29 protein-coding genes and 3 pseudogenes are annotated in these 25,980 nt (G+C 42.1%); 10 read left to right on the top strand and 22 right to left on the bottom strand.

The annotated features are described in order from the left end of the window. Positions 1-284 precede the first annotated feature (284 nt). Positions 285-521 (top strand): annotated as a pseudogene (locus tag H540_RS34330) (IS1595 family transposase); the annotation flags it as partial. Between the two features lie 554 nt (positions 522-1,075). On the opposite strand, the gene H540_RS0101425 reads toward H540_RS34330, so the two are convergent. From H540_RS0101425 to tkt, 6 genes are all read right to left on the bottom strand, one after another. After that, on the bottom strand, positions 1,076-2,827 hold the full coding sequence (locus H540_RS0101425) for an ABC transporter ATP-binding protein (protein WP_034670107.1): 1,752 nt from the start codon (positions 2,825-2,827) through the stop codon (positions 1,076-1,078). Continuing rightward, on the bottom strand, positions 2,824-4,578 hold the full coding sequence (locus tag H540_RS0101420) for an ABC transporter transmembrane domain-containing protein (protein WP_028399093.1): 1,755 nt from the start codon (positions 4,576-4,578) through the stop codon (positions 2,824-2,826). The genes H540_RS0101425 and H540_RS0101420 overlap by 4 nt, the downstream gene beginning before the upstream one ends. Positions 4,579-4,638: 60 nt before the next feature. After that, positions 4,639-4,944 (bottom strand): hypothetical protein, encoded by a 306-nt coding sequence (locus tag H540_RS35425; RefSeq protein ID WP_425388063.1) that lies wholly within the window; start codon positions 4,942-4,944, stop codon positions 4,639-4,641. A 123-nt stretch (positions 4,945-5,067) separates the two neighbouring features. Beyond that, positions 5,068-5,286, bottom strand: coding sequence for a YneF family protein (locus H540_RS0101410; protein ID WP_028399092.1), 219 nt, complete (start codon positions 5,284-5,286; stop codon positions 5,068-5,070). A gap of 86 nt (positions 5,287-5,372) precedes the next feature. After that, positions 5,373-5,819, bottom strand: coding sequence for a sporulation inhibitor of replication protein SirA (gene sirA, locus H540_RS0101405; protein WP_028399091.1), 447 nt, complete (start codon positions 5,817-5,819; stop codon positions 5,373-5,375). A gap of 187 nt (positions 5,820-6,006) precedes the next feature. Beyond that, positions 6,007-8,013 carry a transketolase gene (tkt, locus tag H540_RS0101400; RefSeq protein WP_028399090.1) on the bottom strand — a complete coding sequence of 669 codons (2,007 nt, stop codon included), beginning with the start codon at positions 8,011-8,013 and terminating at the stop codon, positions 6,007-6,009. A gap of 771 nt (positions 8,014-8,784) precedes the next feature. On the opposite strand from tkt, the gene H540_RS0101395 reads away from it, so the two are divergent. Further along, complete coding sequence (locus H540_RS0101395; protein WP_028399089.1) at positions 8,785-9,027, top strand: spore germination protein; 243 nt, start codon at positions 8,785-8,787, stop codon at positions 9,025-9,027. A 315-nt stretch (positions 9,028-9,342) separates the two neighbouring features. Next, entirely contained in the window at positions 9,343-9,585 is a 243-nt protein-coding gene (locus H540_RS0101390; protein ID WP_028399088.1) for a spore germination protein, read from the top strand. Between the two features lie 252 nt (positions 9,586-9,837). On the opposite strand, the gene H540_RS0101385 is transcribed toward H540_RS0101390, so the two are convergent. The 3 genes from H540_RS0101385 to H540_RS0101375 all read right to left on the bottom strand — a co-directional run bounded on the left by H540_RS0101385 (position 9,838) and on the right by H540_RS0101375 (position 11,537). Beyond that, positions 9,838-10,329: a CarD family transcriptional regulator gene (locus H540_RS0101385; RefSeq protein ID WP_211241877.1), complete on the bottom strand. Its 492-nt coding sequence runs from the start codon at positions 10,327-10,329 to the stop codon at positions 9,838-9,840. Positions 10,330-10,596: 267 nt separating this feature from the next. Then, positions 10,597-10,836: a DUF896 domain-containing protein gene (locus H540_RS0101380; protein ID WP_028399086.1), complete on the bottom strand. Its 240-nt coding sequence runs from the start codon at positions 10,834-10,836 to the stop codon at positions 10,597-10,599. A 41-nt stretch (positions 10,837-10,877) separates the two neighbouring features. Beyond that, positions 10,878-11,537: a YneB family resolvase-like protein gene (locus H540_RS0101375; protein ID WP_028399085.1), complete on the bottom strand. Its 660-nt coding sequence runs from the start codon at positions 11,535-11,537 to the stop codon at positions 10,878-10,880. Between the two features lie 133 nt (positions 11,538-11,670). Between H540_RS0101375 and lexA the strand changes: the two genes are divergently transcribed. After that, positions 11,671-12,291 carry a transcriptional repressor LexA gene (gene lexA, locus H540_RS0101370; protein ID WP_028399084.1) on the top strand — a complete coding sequence of 207 codons (621 nt, stop codon included), beginning with the start codon at positions 11,671-11,673 and terminating at the stop codon, positions 12,289-12,291. A 255-nt stretch (positions 12,292-12,546) separates the two neighbouring features. On the opposite strand, the gene H540_RS0101360 is transcribed toward lexA, so the two are convergent. The 3 genes from H540_RS0101360 to H540_RS0101350 form a co-directional block, all read right to left on the bottom strand. Beyond that, complete coding sequence (locus H540_RS0101360; protein ID WP_028399083.1) at positions 12,547-12,963, bottom strand: RNA-guided endonuclease TnpB family protein; 417 nt, start codon at positions 12,961-12,963, stop codon at positions 12,547-12,549. A gap of 370 nt (positions 12,964-13,333) precedes the next feature. Next, complete coding sequence (locus H540_RS28695; RefSeq protein ID WP_034670106.1) at positions 13,334-13,528, bottom strand: hypothetical protein; 195 nt, start codon at positions 13,526-13,528, stop codon at positions 13,334-13,336. Positions 13,529-14,298: 770 nt separating this feature from the next. Continuing rightward, positions 14,299-14,487, bottom strand: a complete 189-nt coding sequence (locus H540_RS0101350; protein ID WP_028399082.1) for a hypothetical protein — start codon at positions 14,485-14,487, stop codon at positions 14,299-14,301. Between the two features lie 221 nt (positions 14,488-14,708). Here H540_RS0101350 and H540_RS35420 point away from each other — a divergent pair, with 221 nt between their 5' ends. Beyond that, complete coding sequence (locus H540_RS35420) at positions 14,709-14,945, top strand: DDE-type integrase/transposase/recombinase (protein WP_425388061.1); 237 nt, start codon at positions 14,709-14,711, stop codon at positions 14,943-14,945. Positions 14,946-15,081: 136 nt separating this feature from the next. On the opposite strand, the gene H540_RS32855 is transcribed toward H540_RS35420, so the two are convergent. The 3 genes and pseudogenes from H540_RS32855 to H540_RS28685 all read right to left on the bottom strand — a co-directional run. Beyond that, positions 15,082-15,219 carry a hypothetical protein gene (locus H540_RS32855; protein ID WP_155890903.1) on the bottom strand — a complete coding sequence of 46 codons (138 nt, stop codon included), beginning with the start codon at positions 15,217-15,219 and terminating at the stop codon, positions 15,082-15,084. 158 nt (positions 15,220-15,377) lie between these two features. After that, entirely contained in the window at positions 15,378-15,557 is a 180-nt protein-coding gene (locus H540_RS28690) for a hypothetical protein (RefSeq protein ID WP_034670105.1), read from the bottom strand. A gap of 43 nt (positions 15,558-15,600) precedes the next feature. After that, positions 15,601-15,909, bottom strand: a pseudogene (locus H540_RS28685) (transposase); the annotation flags it as partial. On the opposite strand from H540_RS28685, the gene H540_RS31240 reads away from it, so the two are divergent. Together H540_RS31240 and H540_RS0101325 are read left to right on the top strand one after the other, a co-directional pair. Next, positions 15,893-16,456 (top strand): AHH domain-containing protein, encoded by a 564-nt coding sequence (locus H540_RS31240; protein ID WP_028399080.1) that lies wholly within the window; start codon positions 15,893-15,895, stop codon positions 16,454-16,456. The pseudogene H540_RS28685 and the gene H540_RS31240 overlap by 17 nt on opposite strands. Positions 16,457-16,596: 140 nt before the next feature. Continuing rightward, the gene (locus tag H540_RS0101325) at positions 16,597-17,172 is read left to right on the top strand and encodes an imm11 family protein (protein WP_028399079.1); all 576 of its coding nucleotides are present in this window, start codon (positions 16,597-16,599) and stop codon (positions 17,170-17,172) included. A gap of 176 nt (positions 17,173-17,348) precedes the next feature. On the opposite strand, the pseudogene H540_RS28675 reads toward H540_RS0101325, so the two are convergent. From H540_RS28675 to hflX, 5 genes and pseudogenes are all read right to left on the bottom strand, one after another. Further along, positions 17,349-17,826, bottom strand: a pseudogene (locus tag H540_RS28675) (sigma-70 family RNA polymerase sigma factor). A gap of 416 nt (positions 17,827-18,242) precedes the next feature. Next, on the bottom strand, positions 18,243-19,577 hold the full coding sequence (gene glnA / locus H540_RS0101315; RefSeq protein ID WP_028399078.1) for a type I glutamate--ammonia ligase: 1,335 nt from the start codon (positions 19,575-19,577) through the stop codon (positions 18,243-18,245). A 55-nt stretch (positions 19,578-19,632) separates the two neighbouring features. Next, positions 19,633-19,974 carry a MerR family transcriptional regulator gene (locus H540_RS0101310; protein ID WP_081414962.1) on the bottom strand — a complete coding sequence of 114 codons (342 nt, stop codon included), beginning with the start codon at positions 19,972-19,974 and terminating at the stop codon, positions 19,633-19,635. Between the two features lie 228 nt (positions 19,975-20,202). Continuing rightward, positions 20,203-21,486, bottom strand: a complete 1,284-nt coding sequence (locus H540_RS0101305; protein WP_028399076.1) for a methionine gamma-lyase family protein — start codon at positions 21,484-21,486, stop codon at positions 20,203-20,205. A gap of 1 nt (position 21,487) precedes the next feature. Next, complete coding sequence (gene hflX, locus H540_RS0101300) at positions 21,488-22,759, bottom strand: GTPase HflX (protein WP_028399075.1); 1,272 nt, start codon at positions 22,757-22,759, stop codon at positions 21,488-21,490. Between the two features lie 97 nt (positions 22,760-22,856). On the opposite strand from hflX, the gene H540_RS0101295 reads away from it, so the two are divergent. The 3 genes from H540_RS0101295 to H540_RS33940 all read left to right on the top strand — a co-directional run bounded on the left by H540_RS0101295 (position 22,857) and on the right by H540_RS33940 (position 23,847). Continuing rightward, positions 22,857-23,480, top strand: coding sequence for a trimeric intracellular cation channel family protein (locus H540_RS0101295; RefSeq protein WP_028399074.1), 624 nt, complete (start codon positions 22,857-22,859; stop codon positions 23,478-23,480). Between the two features lie 77 nt (positions 23,481-23,557). Continuing rightward, positions 23,558-23,692: a hypothetical protein gene (locus tag H540_RS35085; RefSeq protein ID WP_281172438.1), complete on the top strand. Its 135-nt coding sequence runs from the start codon at positions 23,558-23,560 to the stop codon at positions 23,690-23,692. An 11-nt stretch (positions 23,693-23,703) separates the two neighbouring features. Beyond that, positions 23,704-23,847 (top strand): hypothetical protein, encoded by a 144-nt coding sequence (locus tag H540_RS33940; RefSeq protein WP_169729561.1) that lies wholly within the window; start codon positions 23,704-23,706, stop codon positions 23,845-23,847. A gap of 443 nt (positions 23,848-24,290) precedes the next feature. Here H540_RS33940 and H540_RS0101280 read toward each other — a convergent pair whose 3' ends face one another. Together H540_RS0101280 and spoVK are read right to left on the bottom strand one after the other, a co-directional pair. Beyond that, a complete protein-coding gene (locus H540_RS0101280) occupies positions 24,291-24,896 on the bottom strand; it encodes a poly-gamma-glutamate hydrolase family protein (RefSeq protein WP_028399073.1) in 606 nt (201 codons plus the stop codon). 43 nt (positions 24,897-24,939) lie between these two features. Then, positions 24,940-25,893 (bottom strand): stage V sporulation protein K, encoded by a 954-nt coding sequence (spoVK, locus tag H540_RS0101275; RefSeq protein ID WP_028399072.1) that lies wholly within the window; start codon positions 25,891-25,893, stop codon positions 24,940-24,942. Positions 25,894-25,980 lie beyond the last annotated feature (87 nt).

The raw sequence follows: 25,980 nt of genomic DNA, 5'->3' as shown, positions 1-25,980 counted from the left end.
TCAGTTTTATCTTTCATAGACTTTATAAGTATCTATATTGATAAAATTAAAGAATAGTATTCCTATCGTTTTCGTAACATAGCTATCTGATGAAATCGTGCATAGGAATTCTAATTGTTTTTACTTCTTTAAGCTGTCCCCTTATATGTATTCGCAAGGATTCTTATTTTTAAGGGGGTCAAATAAGCTTTCTTTTAAAAATAACTTTATATATTTCTGAACCGTGTAACATTATAAATATAATAAATATTATGATAATCGCTTTCTTATTTCTAATTATCTGGTTAATGAACTTAAAAAGCATCGGCTTTGGTGTGTTAAAAGGGATTATCAAAAGTTCTGCAACGTATTTTCTTGAGCCTCAGAAAGGCAAGAAGAACATTACTTTCCAAGAACCTCGCAAGCGTGGCAGAGTTACTAAGAAACGTGGGATCTCAAAGGAACAGACCTGTGTATTGGTTGCGTATGACCGTAAATCCAAAACAGCAGGTCGAGGGCGTATCAGTGCAATGGAAATAGATGGATAGCCACGTTTAAGGGTGCATAAAAAAGACCTTGAGTAAGGACTTTTTAGAGAAATCGGGGTATTACTTACAATATCGGATTAACATTCTGCTGTTTTACATTACCTATAATTTCTTAAATAAGAACATAAATAAGGGTGATTATCCCAACAAACATTACAAAGATTGCACCCAAGAAACCATTATTGACTAATGATTTCCATAAAGATTTTCTCTCTTTATCCATACAATACCTCCTTTTTTCCTTATTATACTAAAATATACATTGAACTCCCCCCACTTATCAGCTGATGCCGCCTGTGGGGGATTCCAGTTCCTCTTGCTCCGCTGACAAGGGCGTCCAGAACCCCCTCCGTTCAACAGGAGAAGTACGCTATACCGTCAATCCGAAGTATCTTCAATAGATAACCCGTCTCTGCCCTTCACGCAGTTGAAGAAGGGGGCTTCTGGGCTGGAATGATAAATTTAAAAAACTTCATAAAAACCGGGTTATAGCAACAATTATCACGAAAACAGCCAAAAGAAAAAAGGAGCCTTCAAAAGCCTCGCTACTACAAGGCTTTTTGAAAGCTTCCTTTGTTTTGAAGCAAATACATATTATAATATAACCCCTTCTTCGCCAGCAGCTCCTGATGATTCCCTTGCTCCACAATACGTCCGTGATGCATGACGAAGATTTGATCCGCATCTTGAATCGTAGACAAACGATGTGCAATCGCAATTGTAGTGCGGCCTTCTCTCATACGGTGCAGCGCTGTTTGGATTGCTTCTTCCGTTTCTGTATCGATGTTTGCTGTTGCTTCATCGAGTACGAGAATTTTCGGGTTTGCAGCAATCGTCCGGGCAAATGTAACGAGCTGACGCTGACCGCTTGAAAATGCGGCTCCTCTTTCTACGACTTCTGTGTCATATCCTTCCTGCAGCTGAGCGATGAAAGAATCAGCCTGCACGAATTTTGCAGCTTCTTCCACTTCTGCATCCGTGATGGACTCATCATACATGCGAATGTTCTGCTTCACCGTTCCCGCAAATAAGAAAGCATCCTGCAGAACGAGACCGATGTGGCCGCGGATTTCCTGCTCTTCATATTGCACGAGGTTTACGCCGTCGATGAGTATTTCTCCTTTTTGAATATCGTAAAAGCGCATCAATAAGTTCATAATCGTGCTTTTTCCGCTTCCAGTGTGGCCGACGAAGGCGACGGTTTGACCAGGCTTCACTTCAAAGGAGATATCGTTTAATACGTCGCGCTTGCCATCATAGGAAAATGTGACGTTGCGAAACGCAATGCCTCCTTCTGTCATGAGCGGCTTGCCGTTTCCTTTCTGAACAGGTGCCAAGTCGTCTTCGTCCATCAGCTCAAATACACGTGATGATGAAACGAGTGCCTGCTGGAAGAGAGAGAGCTTCATCATCATTTCGTTGACCGGCTCAAAGAAGCGGTCAATGTAGTTGACGAATGCGTATAAGACCCCAACTTCAACCGGGCTGTTTAAAGCGTCCGCGCCGAACAAACTGAGGATGAGGATAACGGCAAAGATATGCACAAGATCAGTTGCTGGGCGAAGGAACAAGGCATCGAGCTTCAAGTTTTTGCGGGCGGCGTTGTAATGCCGTCCGTTCACCTCTTCAAATTCCCTGCGCAAGCGGCGTTCCTGGCGAAAGACTTGAATGATGCTCATTCCCTGGATGGACTCATTCAACTTTGCGTTCAGCTGACTGAGCTGATTGCGGATTTCCGCGTAAAACACGGAGCTTTTTCTCCGGTATGTCATCATGATTGTCCCGATGACTGGGAGCAGCACTAAGCAAAACAGCGCCAGCTTCACATTCAGCAAGAACATTGCGGTTAAAATCCCCACGAGAAACACGATGTTTTTGACAAATGTAGAAAGCACGCTTACGAAAAAATCTTTAATCGCTTCCGTATCGTTTGTCACGCGGGATACAATCGTACCGATCGGCGTACGATCGAAAAAACCGAGCGCCAGCTTCTGTACATGATCATATACTTGCACCCGGATGTCTTGGACAATTTTAAAAGCAATGTTTTGAAAATATAACAGGTTTAAATACGTTAGGATGACTTTCACAATATGCAGCACAAAATATGCGATAAATAATATCATAATGGCCTGCTTATCAAAATCACGCGGCACTAAATGCTCATCGATAAACATTTTAATCAAAAACGGGCCTGCCATCTCTGCCGCTGTGGCTCCGACGAGAAATACGAAGGCAAGCGTCAGCAGGCCTTTGTAAGGGCGCATATAGGATAAGAGACGCCTTAAGTCGCGCTTCATGATACTCCTCCTTGCTCCACGAGCGATTCGAGCTGCTGGCGTTCAAACATATCTTTATACCAGCCGTCTTCGCTCATGAGTTGTTCATGCGCACCTCGCTGTGCGATGCGCCCGTCTTCAATGACTAAAATTAAGTTCGCATGTTGAATTGCACTGAGGCGATGCGCTGTAATAATCGTTGTTTTTTGTTCACGCTCCCGCTTCAGAGCCGTCAAAATCTTTTCCTCTGTTTTGGCATCAACAGCGGATAAGCAATCATCGAGAATGAGAATTTCCGCGTTCGTCAAAAGCGCTCTCGCGATGGAAACGCGCTGCTTTTGTCCTCCCGATAAGGAAACACCCCGCTCTCCGACAATCGTTTCGTAGGCATCCGGAAACGAAGCAATATCTTCATGAATGCATGCGATTTGCGCCGCACTGATAATCTCTTTATAGTCTGCATTCGGTTTGCCGAACGCGATATTATCGGCAAGAGTTGCCGAAAACAGAAAATGATCTTGCGGCACGTAGGAAATGGCGGAACGCAAACTATGCAGCGTCATATTGCGAATATCTGTGCCGGCAATCGTAATGCTTCCATCTGTGTGGTCATATTCTCGGATGAGACATTTCAGCAATGTAGTTTTTCCAGCCCCGGTGCGTCCGACAATGCCAAGCGTTTCACCCTTTTTTAAGGTAAAATGCATGTTTTCAAGATTCGTTACTTCGTTTTCCTGATAAGAAAAACGGTCGATACGGTAAGCTATATCACCGCTCGGCACAGCATCTGCCGCGTTTTGTCTATCGTTTACGGCAGGCTTCTCCGCCAATAAGCGGCTGACGCGATCATAGGAGGCACGGCCGCGCTCTACGATGTTAAACAGCCAGCCGAATGCGAGCATCGGCCATATAAGCGTTCCTAAATATGTCGTGAACGTGATGAGCTGACCGATTGTGAGCTCATCGTTTACAACAAGAACAGAGCCGTAGCCGACTGCAATTAAAAAAGAGAATCCTACAATAAGAGAAATTGTCGGATCGAACAAGGAATCAATGCGTGCAACAAGCACGTTTTTTTGCACTACTTCTTCCGATTTTTTCCCGAAGGCTTCCAAGTCTTCCTTCTCTTGACCGAAGGAGCGAATGACTTTCATGCCGCTCATGCTTTCTTGCACTTTATCGTTGATTTCCGAGAAGGCTTGCTGGGCTTTATGGAATCTTTTATGCAGCAACGTTCCATAATAGCTTGTGCTGATGGCCATAATCGGCATCGGAAGCAAGCTGAACAAGGTCAGCTTCCAGCTGATTGTAACTGCCATTGTAATGAGAACAGCACCGCCGACTGCCAATGAATCCACAAACGTGAGTACTCCGGCGCCGGCTGTTTGTTGAATGGCTTGAATATCGTTTGTTGCGTGAGCCATTAAGTCTCCCGTTCGGTATTGTTGATAAAAGGACGGGCTCATCTTTGTGAAATGCTCATACAAACGCGTGCGCAATTGCCGAGCCAGCTTAAGGGACGAGCCAAAAATCATAATGCGCCACACATAACGCAGACTGTACATAGCGAGACCGACCGCAGCCAATATGATGCACCACTTCATTAAACTTTGCGCCGTAATTGCGGCATTTCCGATTTCGTCTACAACAATGCCGAGCACCTTTGGCGGAATAAGCTCCAAAATTGCCACTGCGAGAAGCAATAAAATCCCGGTAATGTACGATCGTCTTTCTTGCTTAAAAAACCATGCTAAGTCGAAAAATACTTTCAAATTTATACCCCCTGTCGCAAATGCAGACGATGATTTCAGTGTAACAAAATTTCATAATCTTTAAAAGATTTTTATTATTCTTCGAATTATGAACCCCACTCGCTCCTGTTCCTGGAAGCGGAGGCATTCTTGCCTAATGTATAATAAAAAAACAGCAGTTGCTATTGGGGCAGCAACTGCTGTTCTCTTACATTTTTCTGAATTTGCTGTTTCACTTTTTTCTGTTCCGTCTTCCACGTTTTCAATGAACACGGAACAAACAGGCATGTTATATTGCTGTGACGTAAACTCATAGCAGGGATCGTAATTGACAGCATGAGAAATATGAACCTCCTCAAATTCGGCAGGTGTCCGCACATCAATCAGCGTATAGGAGTCGGAACGCGTTTCTTCAATTGAAATCGTAGGAATTTGAATGGGCCAGACCAGTTCATGCTTTCCCCTCTTTCTAAACGAAAGGACACTCGCGATTGAGTGCCCCCTTCCTGATTATTTCATTTGTTTGTTCATCGCCTGCAGCATTTGATTGATTTTCTTTTGAGACGGCTTTTGGCCCATCTGCATCATCATCATTTTCAGCATTTGTTCATTAATTGGCGGGTTTTTCTTTAAGTAATCCATCATATATCGACGAGCGATGAAAAATCCTAGCGCTACGCCTGCAATTAATGCAAGCACACCTACTAGAACTCCTACCCAAACTGGCATACCTTTTCCTCCTTCATGTTGTCTACATTAAAGTGTACTAAAACCTTTTCAATAAGACAAGGATGTATTCGACATTTTTTTTGTGCTTATACGTATTTTCTTTCCTGCTTAATCGGGTTTAGCCAGCCGTACCGATTTTCCTCGTAGTTCATCGCTAAAAAGGTCAATTCGTTTTTTCTCAGAATTTCAAAAAATGTTGTTTCTGCCTCAAAGCTGCCGTTCGATTCAATTTTTACATATTGCCGATGTATCGTTAATGTACCTAGCTCCGGACGGTTCGGCTCCTGCAATATATGAATGTCTCCATCTTTTCTGTAATAGGGATATGACAATAGCGTTTGTTCTACTCTATGATGAAGCTTCAGCATTTTCAGCGGCTTCGTAACAAATTGAATCTGTTTGTACAGCATCTTTTTTTCGGAAAGCGAACGGGAGCTGGAAAACCGAGAAAATAAGTCGAATAACATAAACTCACGACCGAAATACGCCTTCGCAATGTCATCTTGAATTAAATACAGATGATACGTTCTCATACTCTTTCCCCCTCTGGACAACCAGCTTTCTTTCCATTATAAAAGAAAAACAGCAAAAGGATTGTCTGACTGCGGAGAAAGAAATAACTTTTTCTGTCGAAAACTTGATTTTTACCAAGAAAAGCGGAGCCGGCTCGAGACATGCGTCTTTACACAAAAATCTCTCCCGTTTGGGAGAGATTTTTTGTTAGTTCTTCAACATTGCTTTTACTTTCGCTACAACGTTGTTTACTGAGAAACCGTACTCTTCCATAATCTTTTCTCCAGGTGCAGAAGCGCCGAATTGGTCGATGCCGATCACATCGCCTTCTAAGCCAACATAACGGTGCCAGCCGAAAGATGCACCCATTTCAATTGCAAGACGCTTTGTTACCGCTTTTGGCAATATGGATTCTTTGTATGCTGCAGATTGCGCTTCAAAGCGATCGAAGGATGGCATGCTGACAACAGCTGCGTCAATACCTTCCGCTGCAAGAGCTTCTTGCGCTTTTACTGCCAAGCTTACTTCAGAACCTGTTGCAAGAAGAAGCACATCAGCCGTTTCTTTTTTACCCGCAGACAGAACGTATGCACCTTTAGATACTTTCTCGTATGCATCTGTTGTAGTGCCTTCTAATGTAGGCAAGCCTTGACGAGTCAATACAAGAGCTGTCGGCTTATTTGTTGACTCAAGCGCAAGCTTCCAAGCAGCTGTGGATTCGTTGCCATCAGCAGGACGAATAACAGAAAGACCAGGCATAGCGCGTAAAGATGCCAATTGCTCAACCGGCTCATGCGTTGGACCGTCTTCACCTACTGCAATGCTGTCGTGCGTAAATACGTACGTTACAGGCAGTTGCATTAAGGATGCCAAACGGATTGCCGGACGAAGGTAATCCGAGAATACGAAAAACGTACCGCCGTATGTTTTTAAACCGCCATGCAGTGCAATACCGTTCATTGCAGCGCCCATCGCGAATTCGCGAACGCCGTACCAAATGTTTTTGCCGCTGTAATCTTCGCGTGTGAAGTCTTTTTCCTTCTTCATGTACGTGTTGTTGGAGCCTGCAAGGTCTGCAGAACCGCCGAAGAAGTAAGGAACTGCTTCAGCAATTGCTTGAATTGCCTCGCCAGAAGATGCGCGAGTCGCAATGGACTTACCGATTTCATACACAGGAAGGTTGCTGTCCCAGTTCTCAGGAAGACGGCCTTCCATTGCCATTGTCAATTCCTCAGCCAATTCCGGATATTTTGCAGTATACTCTTTGTAAATTGCTTCCCATTCCGCCTCTTGCTTTTGGCCTGCTTCTTTTACAACTGCGTTGAAGTGCTCATATACTTCTTCTGGAACGTAGAAATCTTGCTCAAATGCCCATGTGTAAGCTTCTTTTGTAAGCTTTGTTTCGTCTACTCCAAGCGGAGAGCCGTGAGATGCAGATTTGCCGGCTTTGTTCGGTGAACCGAAACCGATTGTTGTTTTCACTTCGATTAGAGTCGGACGAATTTCATCCGCTTTTGCTTCTTCAATTGCCTTTGCGATTTCTTCGACACTGTTTCCGTCTTCTACGCGAATGACTTGCCAACCGTACGCTTTGTACCGCTCTTCCACGCTTTCAGAGAAAGAACGGTCCAAGTCGCCGTCAAGGGAAATATCATTGGAATCGTAAAGAACGATCATACGGCCTAAGTGTAAATGAGCCGCTAAGGAAGAAGCTTCTGCAGAAACACCTTCCATTAAGTCGCCGTCGCCGCAAATGACATATGTATAATGATCTACTACGTTGAGGGAATCGCGGTTGTATTTCGCTGCCAAATGACGTTCTGCCATTGCCATCCCTACTGCTGTCGCAATACCTTGACCAAGCGGGCCAGTCGTTGCGTCAACACCCGGTGTATGGCCATACTCAGGGTGTCCCGGCGTTTTGCTTCCCCATTGACGGAAGTTTTTCAAATCGTCCATCTGCATGTCGTAGCCGCATAAATGCAGCATGCTGTACAGCAGCATAGAGCCGTGTCCTGCGGATAATACAAAACGATCGCGGTTGAACCATGTTGGATTTACAGGGTTGTGATTCATGAACTTCGTCCATAATGTATAAGTCATCGGTGCAGCACCCATCGGCATGCCCGGATGTCCGGAATTTGCTTTTTCAATCGCATCGATTGAAAGAGTACGGATTGTATTAATGGATAATTGTTCGATTGAATGTGACATAATATTCTTCCCTTCATTCAATTTGTCAGACGTTTAACACATTATATATGATAGCTTGCCACGCAACATTATACAACATGTATCAGAAAAGATATTCGTATTTTTTATCATTCCAGCCCAGAAGCCCCCTTCTTCAGCTGCGTGAAGGGCAGAGATGGGTCATCTATTGAAGATACTTCGGATTGACGGTATAGCGTACTTCTCCTGTTGAATGGAGGGGGTCGTTCAATCGAATGGAATTTAGAGCCTCGTTTTTGAACATATCTGAATTATTCAACGATGTCCTCTATACAATCCCTTTTTACCGAATTATATGTCTACAAAACTTGATTTCTATGTTTCCCCGATTTCCCCTTTGATTGTTTTGGCTAGTCGAAAAGCTTTAACACTTTTATGTTAAGCTCATATAGTGTATTAAGTACTAAAAGAGGGCATGAGGCTTCTATATACAAGTGAATAAAAAAACCGTCTTTTTATAGCGGGGAGAGATCATCCGGCGACGTGCAGAAGCGGTCAAATCTTTGTAGTGGTTCATGCAAGGGTAAACCAGAGGGAAGAAGCATACCATATTCCCTTTTGGTTGCACATAACACATGGAATGCCGAAATTATAATTCATTCACATATAAATATAACGCTTTTTTAGCTTATTTTATAATATGTTTAAATAATGAACGATGCAGATTAATTTATTTAAGAGCGATAATAGCGGCATAAATGGGCCTGCAATGAGTTAGTAAGGAATTTTGCGAATGGACATGGGGGGATCTAAATGACAATTGCTATTAATATTTTTAACGTTAAGGTTAACGGTATATCAAAGAACGGAAGTTTCGACGTTGGTACAACCGTGCACAATAGCCATACTGCTAACAGCAAAACAGTAGGGGCATGTTTAACATTGGGTGATTTCTCTATTAACAATAGTGTAGCTATTAATGGATATATTGATCCGGACATTAGCGATCAAGATCAAATTGCCAACCCTTCTATACCTGTGGTAGGTACACTGTAAAGATTTTTAGATTATCTCACGTGATGTTTTCATAGGAAAAGTATTTGCATATAAATGCAACTAAAAAAACCGACATAAAAACGTTTCTTTTAGAGGGGAGAGAGCATCCGCCTAAGTGTAGAAGCGGTCAAACCCTTTTCGTGGCCCATGCAGGGAGAGAGAGGGAGCAAGTACAGTTTCCCTTTTGTTCTACGTGGCAAACGATAGATCTGTCGGAATAACAAAGTGGACTTATACAGAAGCGTTAATAGTGGCATAAAATAGCCTGCAATGAGTTAGTGAGGAATTTTACGAATGGACACGGAGGGAGATTCAATGGCATTTTTCATAAATGTTTTTAAAAATAAGGTTAACGGTATATCACAGAACGGAAATGTCGACTTTGGTACAAATACACAAAATAGCCATACTGCTAACAGCAAAACAGTAGGGGCATGTTTTATATTAGGTGATTGCTGTTCTTCTAATATTTTAACGATTAATGAATTTATTGATTGTGACGTTAGCGACCAAAGCCAAAGTGACAACCCGTCTTCTCCTGAGGTAGATACACCATAAGGATTTGGGATTTAATGTAATGTTGTCAGAGAAAATATATTTACAAAGCAATACCTAAAGCCGGCTCTTATGAGTTGGTTTTTCTTATGCTAACTGTTTTCTTTTTTAGTATTCTTAAGCATAAATTTCTTATACGAATGCTGAGGTAAGTATATACAAAACAAAATAGCCTGAACGCAAAAAAAAAACAGCATTCAGGCTATTTTACTGTCTGTAAGTAAATGCATCGATAACAGGAAAACATATTTGTATTCAGCCGACCTTGCTATCCAACAAGTCAGTTGCCTGATTTTCAGTAAGCCCTTTAATCAATGCCAATTCACTGATAAAAATTTTCCGAGCCGTATCCAGCATTTGCTTTTCACTTGTATTGAGTGCTTTTTCTTTATGTTTGCGCATTAAATCGCGTACTACTTCAGCGCCTTCTTGGATTTCGCCCGTTTTCATTTTCTCCATGTTGACGCGATATCTTTGTTTCCATGGTAGAGATTTATCCGATTCACCGTGCTCAAAACTAAACAGTACATCCTCTAATGTGGACGTATCAACAACTAAACGTATGCCTGAATGAGACGCTTTTCCCATAGGAATCATGACCTGCATATCATTGATCGGCATTTGTATCACATAATACTGCCGTTTCTCGCCGAGAATTTCTTTTTCTTCTATAGCCTTCACTATACCTGCTCCGTGCATTGGGTAAACAATCTTATCGCCAATTTGAAACAAATCATCCACCTCCATATAGTACCTATTTAGAATAACATATATGAAGTTTTTTATCAAATAAATAATAATATCACCAACTAATCGCTAATGTCAATATATTACCAAAAATATTTTCTCTTTATTTTTAAAAATGCGATAGGCGGCATCCCCAGCGCATTTCATGCTTCTTTCTCAATATTTTATCTATCAGCTCCAACCCTGACTTCAAAGTATTCGAAGGATTTTAGCCGAATCGAGCATAAAAAAAGAGATGGATATATCCATCTCTTTCGTTTTTATATATTAATTAACCAAACCGTTGCTTTCTTTCTTTAAAAGCTTCAGTTTTTCCGGTGTAATATCATTTCCTTTTTCATCCACGATTTTCATGGATTTTAAGTGATCAAGCATGTTCCCGCGGAATACTTGCAAGTATTCTTCGCGCAGCGCTTGGCGTTCTTGCTGTTCTTGTTCTGTCAATCCTTCAGCCTTCGCTTTTCGGGACAGCTCGTTAATGCGATTCAGTTTTTCTGGTGATAACATGGGCAGTCTCCTTTCCTAGCCTGATATTCATCATACAATAGTTATTTCGGAATATCAAGATGTTGATCTTTTTCATATTCCGCATAGCGGCGGTGCACCGTCGCTTTTGAAACATCGTAGCCAAATCCGCGCAGCGTCGCCGCTATTTCAGCAAATGTCAGCTCGTTTTTTCGAAGCCGGACGATTTCTTCAATCGGCACTTCTTTTTTCTCGCGGCCGCTGTTCAAATGCTGATTTTTTAAGTTTCGTTCCGGGCGGAAGCCGTTTTCAACCGCCCGCTTCATTCCGCGCTTAATTTTCAAATTATGAATTTTACGCTGATACTCCTCTACAATACCGATGATATCAAGCACCATCGAATCCGCATCGGACAATTGCAGTTCCCCGTTATGCGAATGTGTATATACCTTAATGCCTTCTTTATTTAAACAGTGCATAAGCGCAATTTTGGCGTTTCCTCTTCCAAGGCGTGTTTCATCTTGAATAAGAAGAACATCCGCACTTTCTTCTTTTATTGTATCAAGCACTTCCAAAATGCCCTCGCGTTCAATCGTGTAGCCGCTCGCCTTTTCCTGCACAACTTTTATCACTTCCATACTATAGAGCCCCGCCAGTTGTAATAGCTCTTCCTTTTGCCGTTCTAAAGATGTTTCCTGTGCTTCTTTTTTCGTACTGACACGCGCATAAATAATCGCCTTCATACAAATTCCCCTTATTCGACTTAATTTCTACATTATACCATAAATATGAAAAATATTCGAACTTATGTTTGTAGAAAATTATTTGCCGTGTTATACTATATGTAGAATTTTCTATACAAACGAGGTGTGAAACATGGAGAAATTATCAAAAAGACAGCAGGATATATTAACCTTCATTAAGCAAAAAGTGCAAGAAAAAGGATATCCGCCTTCCGTACGCGAAATCGGTCAAGCTGTCGGTCTTGCTTCTAGCTCTACTGTACATGGTCATTTAGCCCGTTTAGAGGAAAAAGGCTATATCCGCCGCGATCCAACTAAACCTCGCGCTATTGAAATTTTAGGATCTGATGAATCAACTGCCGCAAAAAATCCTGTCGTTCACGTTCCAATTGTCGGGAAAGTTACTGCCGGTCCGCCGATTACAGCAGTTGAAAACATCGAAGAACACTTTCCATTGCCAGCCAGCCTCGTTTCTGAATCGGATCACGTGTTTATGTTAACAATTCAAGGAGACAGTATGATTGAAGCCGGCATTTTAGACGGCGACCTCGTTGTTGTTCGTCAGCAGCAATCCGCTAACAATGGTGAAATCGTCGTAGCGTTGACTGAGGAAAACGAAGCAACGGTAAAGAGATTCTACAAAGAAAAGGATCACTTCCGCCTGCAGCCAGAAAATGCAACGCTCTCTCCGATATTGTTAAAACAAGTATCGATTGTCGGAAAAGTGATTGGCGTATATCGCAACGTTCATTAAGAGCTTTTCGGAGCTCTTCTTTTTTTGGATTTATATTTGTGGGCGTAAAACCACGATACCTTTAGGTTCGTGGTAGTTCACTTCTTAGCTTTTCCATCCATATCTTTACATCTTCCGCATAATACTCTTCTCCCGGAATGTTATGCCCGCATTTTTCAACACTCACATGTTTACGATCAGAAGACAAATTCAACATAGGTAATTTCTTGAACTACCTCCCACTTACTCGCTAACGCTCCTTGAAGTGGGGGATTCCTAAGAACACCAGCCTATCGGCCAGTTATGGATTAGGCTACCCCCGTCGCTCCGACGGTTATTTCCATTTGTATGCTTTGTGATATAGGATTGGACTTTGTTTCGTTTGCTTTTGAATCGCGGCGCGTCATTCTGTTTTTGGAAAAAGCGTTTGAACGCATCGTCAAGGTTCTTGAGGGAAGATTGCAAGGCAACGCTGTCTACTTCTTTCAGCCATGGCACTTCTTTTTTAAGCGCTGTGAGCTGTTTCGAGCAAGCGTTGTACGTCAAACCCTCACCTGTTGCCTTGTAGGCATCATTCCATAGAGTGAGGAAGCGATTGAATACAAATCGGCTGCAACCAATTGTTTTATTAATTAAGGTGGATTGTTCTTTGTTGGGGTAGATACGGAACTTGTATGCTTTGTTAACTAACATGGTACTTCACCTCCTTTTTCCATATAAGTAGTATAACATGTATGTACTGGAATAATAAGGAAAATAAGAGAAAAAACAAACGAACGTTCCGTAATCTACAAACACACGATTAGAAGGGTTGGATTTCTACAAAGAACAAAAAGGATTTGACACTCGTGCACAAATGATACTGTATCTTCTGCAGATCGCACTCGAACAGCCGGACAATCGGGATGGCATACAGTCATCCCTTGTCCGAAGGCAATTCCTCCCCACCCTACTCATTGGGCTGCGCCCTTCTCATTCCTTGAGGATGGGGTCTTCTCGCCTACAAAAAATAAAATGGTTTAATCGCTTCCCCCCTTTGTTTTACTCCCAATCATTGTCTGTTCTACTTCGCTTCCCCTACTAACTCCGCCGCTATTTTCCGCAGATGCTCTGGAATTTCCGTATGATGATGACAGTTGCTGCAGTACTCATCTTTTGTAATATTATTTTTCCAATAATTCCGAATCGCATATTTGGTGATTTTCTTCGGTAATCCACATTTTTCGCACAACGCCAAGTATACAGTCCTGCGCTTCATCCGCCCCCTCCTTCCCATCCCTTTAATCTCTTTAAAATAATTCTTATTTCATTTGTACGAACAAACTTGTAAGCGTATTCAATTTCTTTTAAATTAAGGCTTTCTTATGTACAAAAATAGGCTTTCCAACACTTCAAAGCAAAAACGAGACCTGCATCAGACCTCGTTTCTTTTTATTAATAAATGCTCATATACTAATCGCATTCCCATGTATATATTTTGAATTTCTGCACATTATAAAGACATCGGGTACGTAACGGTTGAGCCCAGACTTATATATGGTTCGTAAAAGAGGTGTATATAGGTCGGTCAAAGATTGCATACAGGTCATTCGTTTGTACAAACCATTTGGTTTGTATGTAGTCGGAGAGAAGATTCTATTCGGTAGAGAAAAGGTTTATTGTAGTCGTATGCTAGCAGCTATGATTACAATAGGGTTCCAACTTATCGTATGGGGTCGAGCTAAGATCGTGCTGAGTGCCGCAGGCTTTAGAGAGCAATCAAGCTCTTATAAAGCTAACGGTCATATATAGCCGAAAGGTTATATATGGTTGTACAGGTATTTTGTACGGTCGAACGAACCATTAGTATGAGTGGTGAACTGCTTGTTTATAGTCGAAAGATTATAGGTAGGTAATCAGCTATTTATATTAGTGCAAGGTAGACCGTTACGTGCTCGTGTTATGTTGTATACGCAATATTATCTATTGCATATAAGAATTTAGAAAATAAAAAAACCGTCTGTTTCCAGACGGTTTTTGCAATATAAATTAACCGACTTCTTTGTCGATTGCTTTTGTTAGAAGCGATAAATTCTTATCGATATCCGAGTTAACCCATTCCTTTACAGCCTCTACCCGAATAACTTTAAATATTGAATCCCATAAGCCAGAACCTTCACAAACATCCGTAGACCGAATAATATCCATCACAAATTCCGGAATCATATTATCAATCATATTTCCCCTCCTCACCTCTACACTTCGACAGAAGGAGACAACTTCCTTTCCCTCCTCCCATTCCGCGATAATAGCGTTTTCTTAAGCTAATGAAATCGTTCGCAAATGCGATCAAAAAATACAAGAGTGATTTCTTACCCAAATCCATGCTGTTTAATGCTTTCTCACAGATATGGTAAGAAAGCTTCAGTTATCTTTCCAAACGTTCTCAATCGTGAATTTTGGGCAGAGACGCTGGGAAAAAACTGGTCACAGATATTACGTATATTCGAATTGAGGACAAGTTTGTCTATCTCTCCGCTGTACTAGACTTATACAAAAATGGAATCGTCACATGGGCGATGTCACATCAAATTGATTTAGACCTCGTGCATACGACCGTAGAACAGCTCAGGCAGTGCACGTTACAATCTGACGTACTATTATTCCGATCAAGGATTCCAGTCAAGAAAAACTAAACGGCCTTTCCCCGATAGAATATCGAGAAAAAGCCGTAGCTTAAAGACTCTTTTTTTAGTGTCTACTTAACGGGGCTATGTGCATATTGAGCCCTCTGAATTACACTGCTAAAAATATTTGGCCTTTATTTTCTCCTCATGATCCATTCTTTAGATTTTTCAAAACCATTGGCATTTCCTTCTCTTCTTTTCCCTTCTTCTCTTGAAGCTTATTGTTATTAGAGTTAGCCGATCTAAACCTCACTTCATCCATTCCATCTATAATATTCGTCAATGTGATACCTCCTTTCCATTTCCATTATTCCCTAACATATAAAATTAGAGTCGTAACAGGATGATTTGATAACCCTCTGATTTCTAACAAAGCTGTATTTGATTTGAAATAAAGGGCTTCTAAGAAAAGCCTGTTGTATTCAGATTACCAAAAATAAATTAACCAACTCCCCTAATAGGTGTAATTAGTTTTACATCAATTCGTGAAAAGATCGTGTCTCCTATAGCGATTGTATAAATAGAATTGTCCTTTAACCTCTCATTCATCGCTACTGTATCATATCCTTCAACTTCTGATTCAAGTTGCTTACCACTATGGGTTTCAACTTGCAACTTCATCAATACGTCCCCCTATTCAGCTTTGAATAAATAAACGAGAAATGATATTCGCATTCACGCGTCCTAGCTTGTCCGGATGTACCATTGTTTCCTTCTTATCTGTTCCATCCGTTTTATCATGGTAACGGAATGTCACAAATTGACCATCATATGCCTCAACACGATTGAGTCCAATCGCAGGTCGACGAATATAGCGGCCAATATACCGAAGTTGTTCCTTCACTTTTCCTTTTTGTTTCGGTGCATACACATAGAAGTCTTTTCCATTTCCAGAAAACGCCTGTTGTAAACGAGCTTGAACTCGTTTCTTCTCTCGCTCTGGCAAATTACGCCGAATGAGCTTAAGTACGACGATTCTAGGCACTGCAAAATCTGCTGCAGAATTAAAGTATGGAGAAGACCTACTGTCAGGACGGCAATTTACAGATGAAGACTATGTCACAGCTACTATGTCACTTATTCCGTTTGAGGGTGCTGCGGCTAAGGTAGTAGCATTAGGTACCATTAAGGTTGGAACAGTCAAGCAATTATTAAAATTAGGAGATAAGGGTGCTAGTGTAATGTCGGCTGCTGGTTACGCTGCAAAAGTTTCTAATAACACAAAAGTAGTAGGATACTACACAACAAGCACTGCCAATTCTACAATATTACGTGACGAGTTAAAAGCAGCAGGAATTGCTCCCCCACCTTATCCTAATGACGCGCATCATATAGTACCAGCAGGAGATACTAGGGAGAGCGCACAGTTAGCTCAACGTTTGCTAAAATCCTTTGGAATAGAAATTAATTCAGCAGCAAACGGTGTATTCTTACCACCGGTTCCTAAGCGGGTAAAGGACGGAGCAGGCATATATAGGCGAGGAATCGAGACATGCATTTCATGTAAACTCGTACAATGATTATGTTGCTAGTATTTTAACAGCGGTCAAAAGCTCTGGTGGAGGTAAAAAACAGGCTGTGGAAGCATTAAATGATATTCGAGCAGACCTATTAAGCGGTAAAATCAAATTGTATAATGAGTAATAAGGAGAGTGAATATATGAAAATATGGGAATTGAAAAGTGATTTTAACGGATACGAAAGTATCCAACTTGTAAATTTTGACGAGGATTTTGATAGATATTTTGATACGAGATTTCCTAATCCTCTCCCTTTACTTTCTAACTGGGAGGATGTCTATGTTAAGACTATAGAAAAAGAAGCAATGAGAGCAAGGAGTGACTTTCCGCATTTCTGGGTTGATGTAGGTACCTCAGTAGTAAGTGAGAAAGCGAAAGTAGCTTTACAAGGACTGGTAAAGAACAGCGTTGAATTTCTCCCCCTTATACATGATGAGTATCAATACTATGCTATACACGTATTAAAGATAATAGATGCTATTGATTACAAAAAAGCAGTTTTAAAAAGGCTTAGTAGCGGATTTGTAATAGGCTTTGATAAATATGAATTTATTAAAGAACGAGTTTTAAATCAACATATATTCAAAGTATACTTAAATGACAATATCCATAGAACAGCTACATTTGTCTCTGATGTATTTAGAGATCTTGCTTTAGAAAGTGAGCTTACAGGAGCAAATTTCGTAGAAGTCTGGGATTCAGAAAGTAATTATTAGATATATGAGATGATAATGTTATTATTAGCTCTCTAAATTTTATAACCTGAGTAAGTATTTTTATTTTATCGCTAAATATTGTTTGGATAGACGCTTAAAGAGGCTGCTGAGAAATTTCTTAACAGCCTCTTTATATTTTATCTGAAGCCTCTCCTGTATAAATTTTTTTATAAATTTCAACTCCATTGGCAGAAGAGGATTTCTTTAACCTGTCTTTCAATTTTTTGTTTCCCTCGCTCAATCATAATCTGCACTGCACTTTTTGAGATTTGTAAATACTTAGCAATTTCCTTATAAGACAACCTGCCTACCTTTGACATGATGTAGACTTCCTTTTCCCTTTCTGTCAAAGTGCTCAACGCATCTTCAATCAGAAGCCGATTCCACTCGCCTATATCTCGCTCTTCCTGTTCTATAAGCTGAAACCAGTACTTGCAGAAGCTGCGGATCAGCAGGGATTGCTCGTTGATATGCAACCCTTCTCTCAATTCCTCGTCTATTTCCAGGTCGTTTTGCTGTCCTCATCCATTCCAAGGCATACTGCAAATCCCCTACCATACCACTTAATATTTTAAAATCTTCCTCAGAAGCTGACTCTTTTGCTTTATTAATCTGGTAAAACGTTTTGTTATATTGCTTCATTAAATCCTTCATGCAGCTCCCCCTTATTTGTATAGGAGTCTGGCAGCCCATAACTACCAAACTCCCAAGCTATTACTCCTGTGAGCCTTTATCCTGTTGCTCTTTCTACTCATGTCATTTTACTGTAAATACGATCATTGAAATTTCACTTCCTCCCCTTTACGTAACACTTGCCCGTTTTCCATATTCTCAATCTGCCCGCAATTCTTACAACAAAGATATGCAAACGACTGCAAATATCTATTCGCATATTAGTGACAAAATACAAAGTGACTCTATCGCACAATTTGAACAGTACATGAATGAAGTGATGAAATGAGTTTGAATTATGTGGGTGTTTTGTGGGTGCAGATAAATTCCCCCCTCAAAATGTATTCCCCACAAACATAAAAAAGCCTCAACACCAGTGGTGTCAAGGCTTCTAGTTCTTAATAAATACTCATATATTGGTCGCGTTCCCATTGATGAACTTGCGTACGGAACATATCCCACTCAATTTCTTTCGCTTCAACAAAGTGATCTAATAAATGCTCGCCAAGCGCCGCACAAATAATTTCGTCAGATTTCAATCTATCTAACGCTTGCGCCAATGTTGCAGGTAAATCTACGATGCCTGCATTTTCACGCTCTGTTTTTGTCATCACATAGATGTTGCGGTCTACTGGAGCTGGAACCGCCAATTTATTTTTCACACCGTCAAGACCTGCCGCAAGAAGAACGGATAGTGCTAAGTACGGATTTGCTGCCGGGTCTACGCTACGCACTTCTACGCGAGTGCTTAAACCGCGGGATGCCGGAATACGGATTAACGGGCTGCGGTTGCGAGCGGACCATGCTACGTAGCAAGGAGCTTCGTAACCAGGCACAAGACGCTTGTAAGAGTTTACAGTCGGGTTTGTTACTGCAGTAAAGTTCGGCGCGTGCTTCAATACGCCCGCGATGAAATGACGAGCTGTATCGCTTAATTGCAAATCGCCGTTTTCATCATAAAATGCGTTTTCTTTGCCGCGGAATAAGGATAAGTTACAGTGCATTCCTGAGCCGTTTACACCAAATAATGGTTTTGGCATGAACGTTGCGTGCAAGCCGTGCTTACGCGCAATTGTTTTTACAACAAGCTTGAACGTTTGAATGTCGTCGCAGGCCTTTAGCGCGCCCGCATATTTGAAGTCAATCTCGTGCTGACCAGGAGCAACCTCATGATGAGACGCTTCAATTTCAAAGCCCATTTCTTCAAGTTCAAGCACGATATCACGGCGGCAGTTTTCACCCAAGTCTGTAGGAGCAAGGTCGAAGTATCCGCCATTGTCGTTCAGCTCTAATGTAGGGTTTCCTTTTTCATCAACCTTGAATAAGAAAAATTCAGGCTCTGGTCCAAGGTTAAAATCTGTAAAGCCGAGCTCTTCCATTTCTTTCAGTACGCGTTTTAAGTTATTGCGCGGATCTCCTTCAAACGGCGTGCCGTCTGGATTGTAGATATCACAGATTAAGCGTGCAACCTTGCCTTTTTCAGAAGTCCAAGGGAACACTACCCAAGTGTCCAGATCAGGGAATAAATACATATCGGATTCTTCAATGCGTACAAATCCTTCAATGGATGATCCGTCAAACATCATTTTGTTGTCTAACGCCTTTTCTAGCTGACTTACCGGAATTTCTACATTTTTAATAATCCCGAGAAGATCCGTAAACTGCAAACGGATATACTTTACATTTTCCTCCCTTGCCAAACGGAAAACATCATCTTTTGTATACTTCGCCATCGTTTCGTTCCTCCTAATCCCTAGCATCTTATATTGAAAAACTTGCAAACCAACATTAGTGAAAAAACCGGGACATATCTCCTTGACGCAAAGAAGTTCGATTAAAACGCCCAGCCTGGTACAACTCATCACGTAATAGCTTGCGAAGCTCAGCGTCTGAGAGCTGTTTTTGATCCGGCAACAGAGCAGGTTGCGCCTCCCCTGTTGCCTTTAATTGAAGCACTTGCTTAATACCGGCTAAATTCAAACCTTGATCCAATAAATCTTTAATTTCAAGCAATTTGTCCACGTCGTTAAATGAATAGTGACGACGGTTTCCTTCTGTACGAGTAGGTTTGATTAACCCATGTTCCTCGTAATAACGAATTTGGCGGGCGGACAGCTGCGTTAAATTCATGACGATTCCGATTGGAAACAGTGGAGTAGAGCGTCGATCGTGGTTGCTCACTTCAGTTCCTCCTTCGCCTTAACATACTTTTATTGTATATTATGGTATGTCTAGTGTCAATAAATGTTAGTTTTTATGACAAAAAATTCCCCGCAAATTCTTTCATGCTTTTTCGTTTCAATCCGCCCTTTTTATCATATGTAGCCAGCTAAATTGTATGAAATAAAGCTGCCAACATTAGTTGACAGCTTTATTCAAAGACAATAGGTTTTTCTCGAGCAATTCATCCACAGCAGAGCAAATCGCCACTTTCACATGGGAATATGTTAAACCGCCTTGTACATATGCTACGTACGGCGCGCGGATCGGGCCGTCTGCAGAAAGCTCGATGCTTGCCCCTTGAATGAATGTTCCCGCTGCCATAATTACATCATCTTCATAGCCCGGCATATAGTTCGGGTACGGCGTAAAATGCGAGTTAATCGGCGAAGCATATTGGATAGCTTGGCAAAATGCAATCATCCGGTTCCGATCATCAAATTGAACAGATTGAATCAAATCTGTACGAGGCGTATCCCATCTCGGCGATGTGTTCATGCCGAGCTTCTCTAAAAATGCGGCAGTGAACACGGCCCCCTTCAATGCTTGCCCTGTTACGTGCGGCGCAAGGAAAAAGCCTTGATACATTTCCTGCAGACTGTACAAAGACGCTCCAGCTTCAGCCCCGATGCCTGGTGATGTTAAACGGTATGCACATGCTTCTACATACTGCTCTTTGCCAACGATATAGCCCCCTGTTTTTACGATGCCTCCGCCCGGATTTTTAATAAGGGAACCAGCCATTAAGTCCGCACCGACGTGACACGGCTCCATCTCTTCTGCGAATTCTCCGTAGCAGTTGTCCACGAACACGACAACGTCCGGCTTGATGCTTTTTACGAACGCAATCATTTCTTGAATTTCAGCTACGGTAAAGGACGGCCGGGTCGCATATCCTTTAGAACGCTGAATGCCAATCATTTTCGTATGTTCATGAATCGCATTCTTCACGGCATCAAAATCTACGCGTCCCTCGCTCGTTAAGGCAACGGAGCGATATCCGATTTGAAATTCCTTGAAAGAGCCGATGCCCTTTCCGCGAATACCGACAATTTCTTCAAGCGTATCGTACGGCTTTCCAGTGATATATAAAAGCTCATCACCTGGACGCAAAATCCCAAATAAGGCTGTAGAGATGGCATGTGTACCTGAAATGATTTGCGGGCGCACGAGCCCTGCTTCTGCACCAAATACGTCTGCATAAACTTTTTCAAGCGTATCGCGGCCGATATCGTCATAGCCGTACCCTGTTGTCGGGATAAAATGAGAATCGCTGATCTTATGCTGACGGAAGCTTTCCAATACACGGAATTGGTTGCTTTCCACCACTTCATCGATGCGCTTATGCACACCGGAAATCATTTCTTCTGTTTCTCGTACAATTGGAGCAAGCTCCTCTCCGTGCTTCAACCTGTTAAACATGTTATTCCTCTTCTCCTTTTCTTGCTGCATATCTCTTTATCGGTCCGTTGAGCGGAGAATTTGCAAATATATAACCCTTGCACTCATACGTTTGCGTTTCTTCATTGAAGACTGTTTCCTCAAGCAGCGTATCCGTTTTTAAAAGAGTCAGCATACGCCCTTCCGCTGCCGAAACAATGACGCGGTACGGATTCATCAGTTGCTTCATTTCGCTCTCAATTTTTTGCTTGAGCAAATCTAAATCCTCGCTGTCGAATGCGCTGATTAAAACATGCTCTCCCTTTGGCGACGGCAAAAAGGACGGGTGCTCGATATCCTTTTTATTATACACCGTGATGAACGGAATTTGCTCCACTTCCAAGTCACACAGCAAATTCTTGACTGTTTTCTCATGTCCAGCATAGTTCGAGTCAGATGAATCCACAACGTGTAAAATGAAATCTGCTTCGTTCACTTCTTCGAGAGTAGAACGGAACGCCGCGACAAGAGAAGTCGGCAAATCTTGAATAAACCCTACTGTATCAGTGAGCAGCACTGTATACCCGCATGGCAGCTGCATTTTTCGAGTTGTCGGGTCAAGCGTTGCAAATAGAAGATTCTCTTCGAACGTATCCGCCTCCGTTAAGCGGTTAAACAATGTTGACTTTCCGGCATTCGTGTACCCTGCAAGCGACAGCTGAAACGTGCTGTTTTGCTTGCGCCGCTCGCGGTAGCGCTTGCGATGCTCTACAATAACAGCGAGCTGCTGCTTGATTTCATCGATGCGGCCGCGAATATGACGGCGGTCTGTTTCGAGCTTCGTTTCCCCCGGACCTCTTGTACCGATTCCGCCGCCGAGACGGGACAAAGCTTCCCCTTGTCCGACGAGGCGGGGCAGCGCATACTGCAGCTGGGCAAGCTCAACCTGAAGCTTTCCCTCTCTTGATTTTGCGCGCTGTGCGAAGATATCCAATATAAGCTGTGTCCGATCTATCACTCTTGCTTCCAGCTCATTGGACAAATTGCGTATTTGGCTTGGTGTTAACTCATTATTAAAGATGACGACATCCGGCTCCATTTCTTTCACCAGTGCAGCGAGCTCCTCCAGCTTCCCTTTTCCGATATAAGTAGCAGGATGAAACCTTGTACGTTTTTGCGTCGTCGAGAGCTGCACCTCAGCTTTTGCTGTTTTTGCCAAGGACGCAAGCTCCTCCATCGAGTATGTAAAACGTTCTTCGTGATCATTCGGCAATTGACAGCCGACTAAAATCGCCTTTTCTTTCTCCAAATATATTCACATCTTTCTTTTCGAAACTTCAACCTTCTACTATAATAGCAGAGGAAGCACTTTTCTTCTAGTTGCTTATCATTCATCGGGAGGAGATTTCATCATGACATGGGATTTGTTCAGCATCATCGGAACGATTGCATTCGCCATAAGCGGCGCTATTGTCGCTATGGAGGAAGAATATGATATTTTCGGGGTATATATTTTAGGAATGGCGACTGCTTTTGGCGGCGGCGCTTTGCGCAACCTGTTAATAGGATATCCGATTGACGCCTTTTGGAAACAAGACTTGCTGTTTCAAATTGCACTTTTATCTATGACAATCATTTTCTTATTCCCTAACAAGCTGATGAAGCATTGGAAGCGTTGGGAAAACATTACCGACGCTATCGGACTTTCCGCCTTTGCGATTCAGGGCGCTTTATATGCGCAAAAAATGAACTTGCCGATCAGCGCAACGATTGTTGCCGCAGTGTTAACAGGCACAGGCGGCGGGATTATCCGCGATATATTGGCAAAGCGCAAACCGCTTGTACTGCGCGCAGAGGTATATGCATTCTGGACGATTTTAGCTGGATTCGCAGTCGGAGCAGGTATTATAAAAAGCCCGGTCTCGATGTATGTATTATTTGTTCTCGTCGTAGTATGCCGCATGCTGTCCGTGCATTACAAATGGCATTTGCCGATTAGAAGCCTGGCGAAAATACAAAAATCGCCGGATAACTAAAAGCGCCTTTCAGGCGTTTTTTCTTTTGTTTTTTTCTCCTTGAAACAGCCATACTAACGAAAAAGGGGGTGCCAATTATGACAAATCACGTAAATAAAGGAAAGCAAAAAAGCTCAGTCGATCAGTTCGGACAAACACCGGAATCCGATTACGGCAAAAGCAAAAAGATGGAGATGCATCATAAGCTGCGTCTAGAAAAAATAAAGGAATAGGGGCGATTAGCATGGCAAAAGGAAACAACCAAAGAAACCGCGGCCAAGCGGCAGCAAGCAGCGTAAACCCGCAAGGCATGGCACCTGGAGAAGGAAATTACGATTCCAAAAGCAAGCTTGAGAACCGCGCAAAAAAGAGCAATACAAAAATTTAAATGCTTCCACTGAAACAATAAGAAAGAAAAAGCACGGAACGGCGCTTCGTGCTTTTTCTGCTTAATTATTAATTTTCTGACCTGCCAAGGCGAACGCAAGCACTGTTGCCGTCAATTTCTTTTCCATATATATGCCTCCAATTCCAAAACACGCAATTACATTCTTTATTCTACATATTAACGAATTATAATTTCGGCATTTTTATGTGCTATGTGCACCAAAAGGGAATATTGTATGCTTCTTCTCTCTGGTTTACCCTTGCATGAAGCGCTACAAAGGTTTGACCGCTTCTGCACGTCGCCGGATGATCTCTCCCCACTATCAAAAGACGATTTTTTTATTCACTTGCATATAGAAACATAAATGTATAATTCGAAAAACATAAATTTTACAATTTTATACATAAAAAAAGAACATAACGCTTATGTTCTCCATTCGTTTTCTATTTCGTTCTTATACTCATCACAAACCGCACAGCTTGTTCAATAGCATAGGCATATTTACGGAAAACGCTATTGCCGTACACTTCATTTTCAAAAAATAAATACCGCTGCGCTTGGGTCAGCTCCAGCTGCAATCCCATTCCCCGCTTATTGCGGTTTGCGATATTGTTCGGATGATCCCCGTTGATTTCATCAGGCGCATCCTTTATGAAGAAGCCGGAGCTTGCCAACATCTCTGCCGTCTCGTTTTTAAGAGAAGCATCCCTGCCTCCCATATAGGTAAGCGGCTCTTCTCCCCGTGCGCCGTGAACAGATACTGTATAAAGCGAGCTTTTCACAAGCTCAAGCGCAATCGGTTCATCAAACTTAGCAGAAGTGATATGCAGCTTTCGATTGTTTCCTTTTTTTAAACCTTTTAACGTATAAAACGTGGCGTTTAATTGCTTCGCGACCTCATAAGCAAGTTCCGATGTGCCCTTTTCAATATTGCCGCCATGAATGGCAAGTACAGCTACGTCCGGATTCCGTTTCTCATATTCAATGCTGTAATCTTTGCCTTTTGCTTCGTTGCTTGCCAATTCCATAAAGCTTTCGTATGTATTCATGAATCCGCCTCCTCCCTTTTAGTATTGTAAAAAACCGCCCAGCCTATAAGCTGTGCGGTTCCTCTCCAAACTCTAAATCAGCGCTTGAAATCGTCAACAAATCAAATTTATCATATGAATCCTGCGTCAAGAGCCGCATCGCCTGCGATCGCACTGATTTCTCTACAATGTTTCGTACGTACCGTCCGTTGCTGAATGCCGTGATGCTTGAAGAATATTTGACTGCATTCAAATGGTCGCGGAGCTTCCACTCAGCTTCCCGGGATAGCTGATACTCCCTTTCATCATACATTCGTTTTCCGATTTCAAGCAATTGATTGACTGTATAGTCGGGAAATTCAATGATAAACGGAAAACGGGATTGCAGACCCGGATTTAAGGAAAGGAAATGATTCATTTCTCTTGAATAGCCAGCCAGGATGAGCACAAACTCATGCTGCTTATCCTCCATATGCTTCACAAGCGTATCAATCGCTTCTTTGCCAAAATCTTTCTCTCCGCCTCGTGCGAGAGAATACGCCTCATCAATAAACAAAATGCCACCTATCGATTTTTTAATTAAATCCCTCGTCTTTTGCGCCGTATGACCAATATATTCTCCTACTAAATCAGCCCTCTCCGCTTCCACGAGGTGCCCCTTCGACAGTACATTCATCTGAAACAGCAATTTCCCGATGATGCGCGCCACCGTTGTTTTTCCCGTGCCCGGATTCCCTTTAAACAGCATGTGAAGCACCTGTTTTTCTGCCTTCAATCCTATTTCCTGTCGCTTTTTATTGATATAAATCCACGCGTATATTTCTTTAATGATTTTTTTCAAGTCCTCCATGCCAACAAGCTTGCCCATCTCCTCTTCCACTTGTCTGAGCATATCATGCTTAGAAACGGCTTCTTCTGCCAAAACCTTTTGCGGAGAAACCGGAGTCGGCTCTTTCTTTCGATTGTTCAACACGATGTTGATTTGATTGTTATTCTTTTTGCGCATGGATTGCTCCATAGGCCACCTCCCCTTGACGAATGATGTCAAGTTTTGCGCTTTCCCAAGAAATAAACATTTTCTTACCGTTTTCTGTTATAATTTATG

Origin of the sequence: Ectobacillus panaciterrae DSM 19096, from assembly GCF_000430785.1 — a bacterium.
Taxonomy (GTDB): Bacteria; Bacillota; Bacilli; order Bacillales; family Bacillaceae_G; genus Ectobacillus; species Ectobacillus panaciterrae.
Note: the sequence above shows the minus strand (reverse complement) of the source record. Positions and strands in the feature narration are given on the sequence as shown.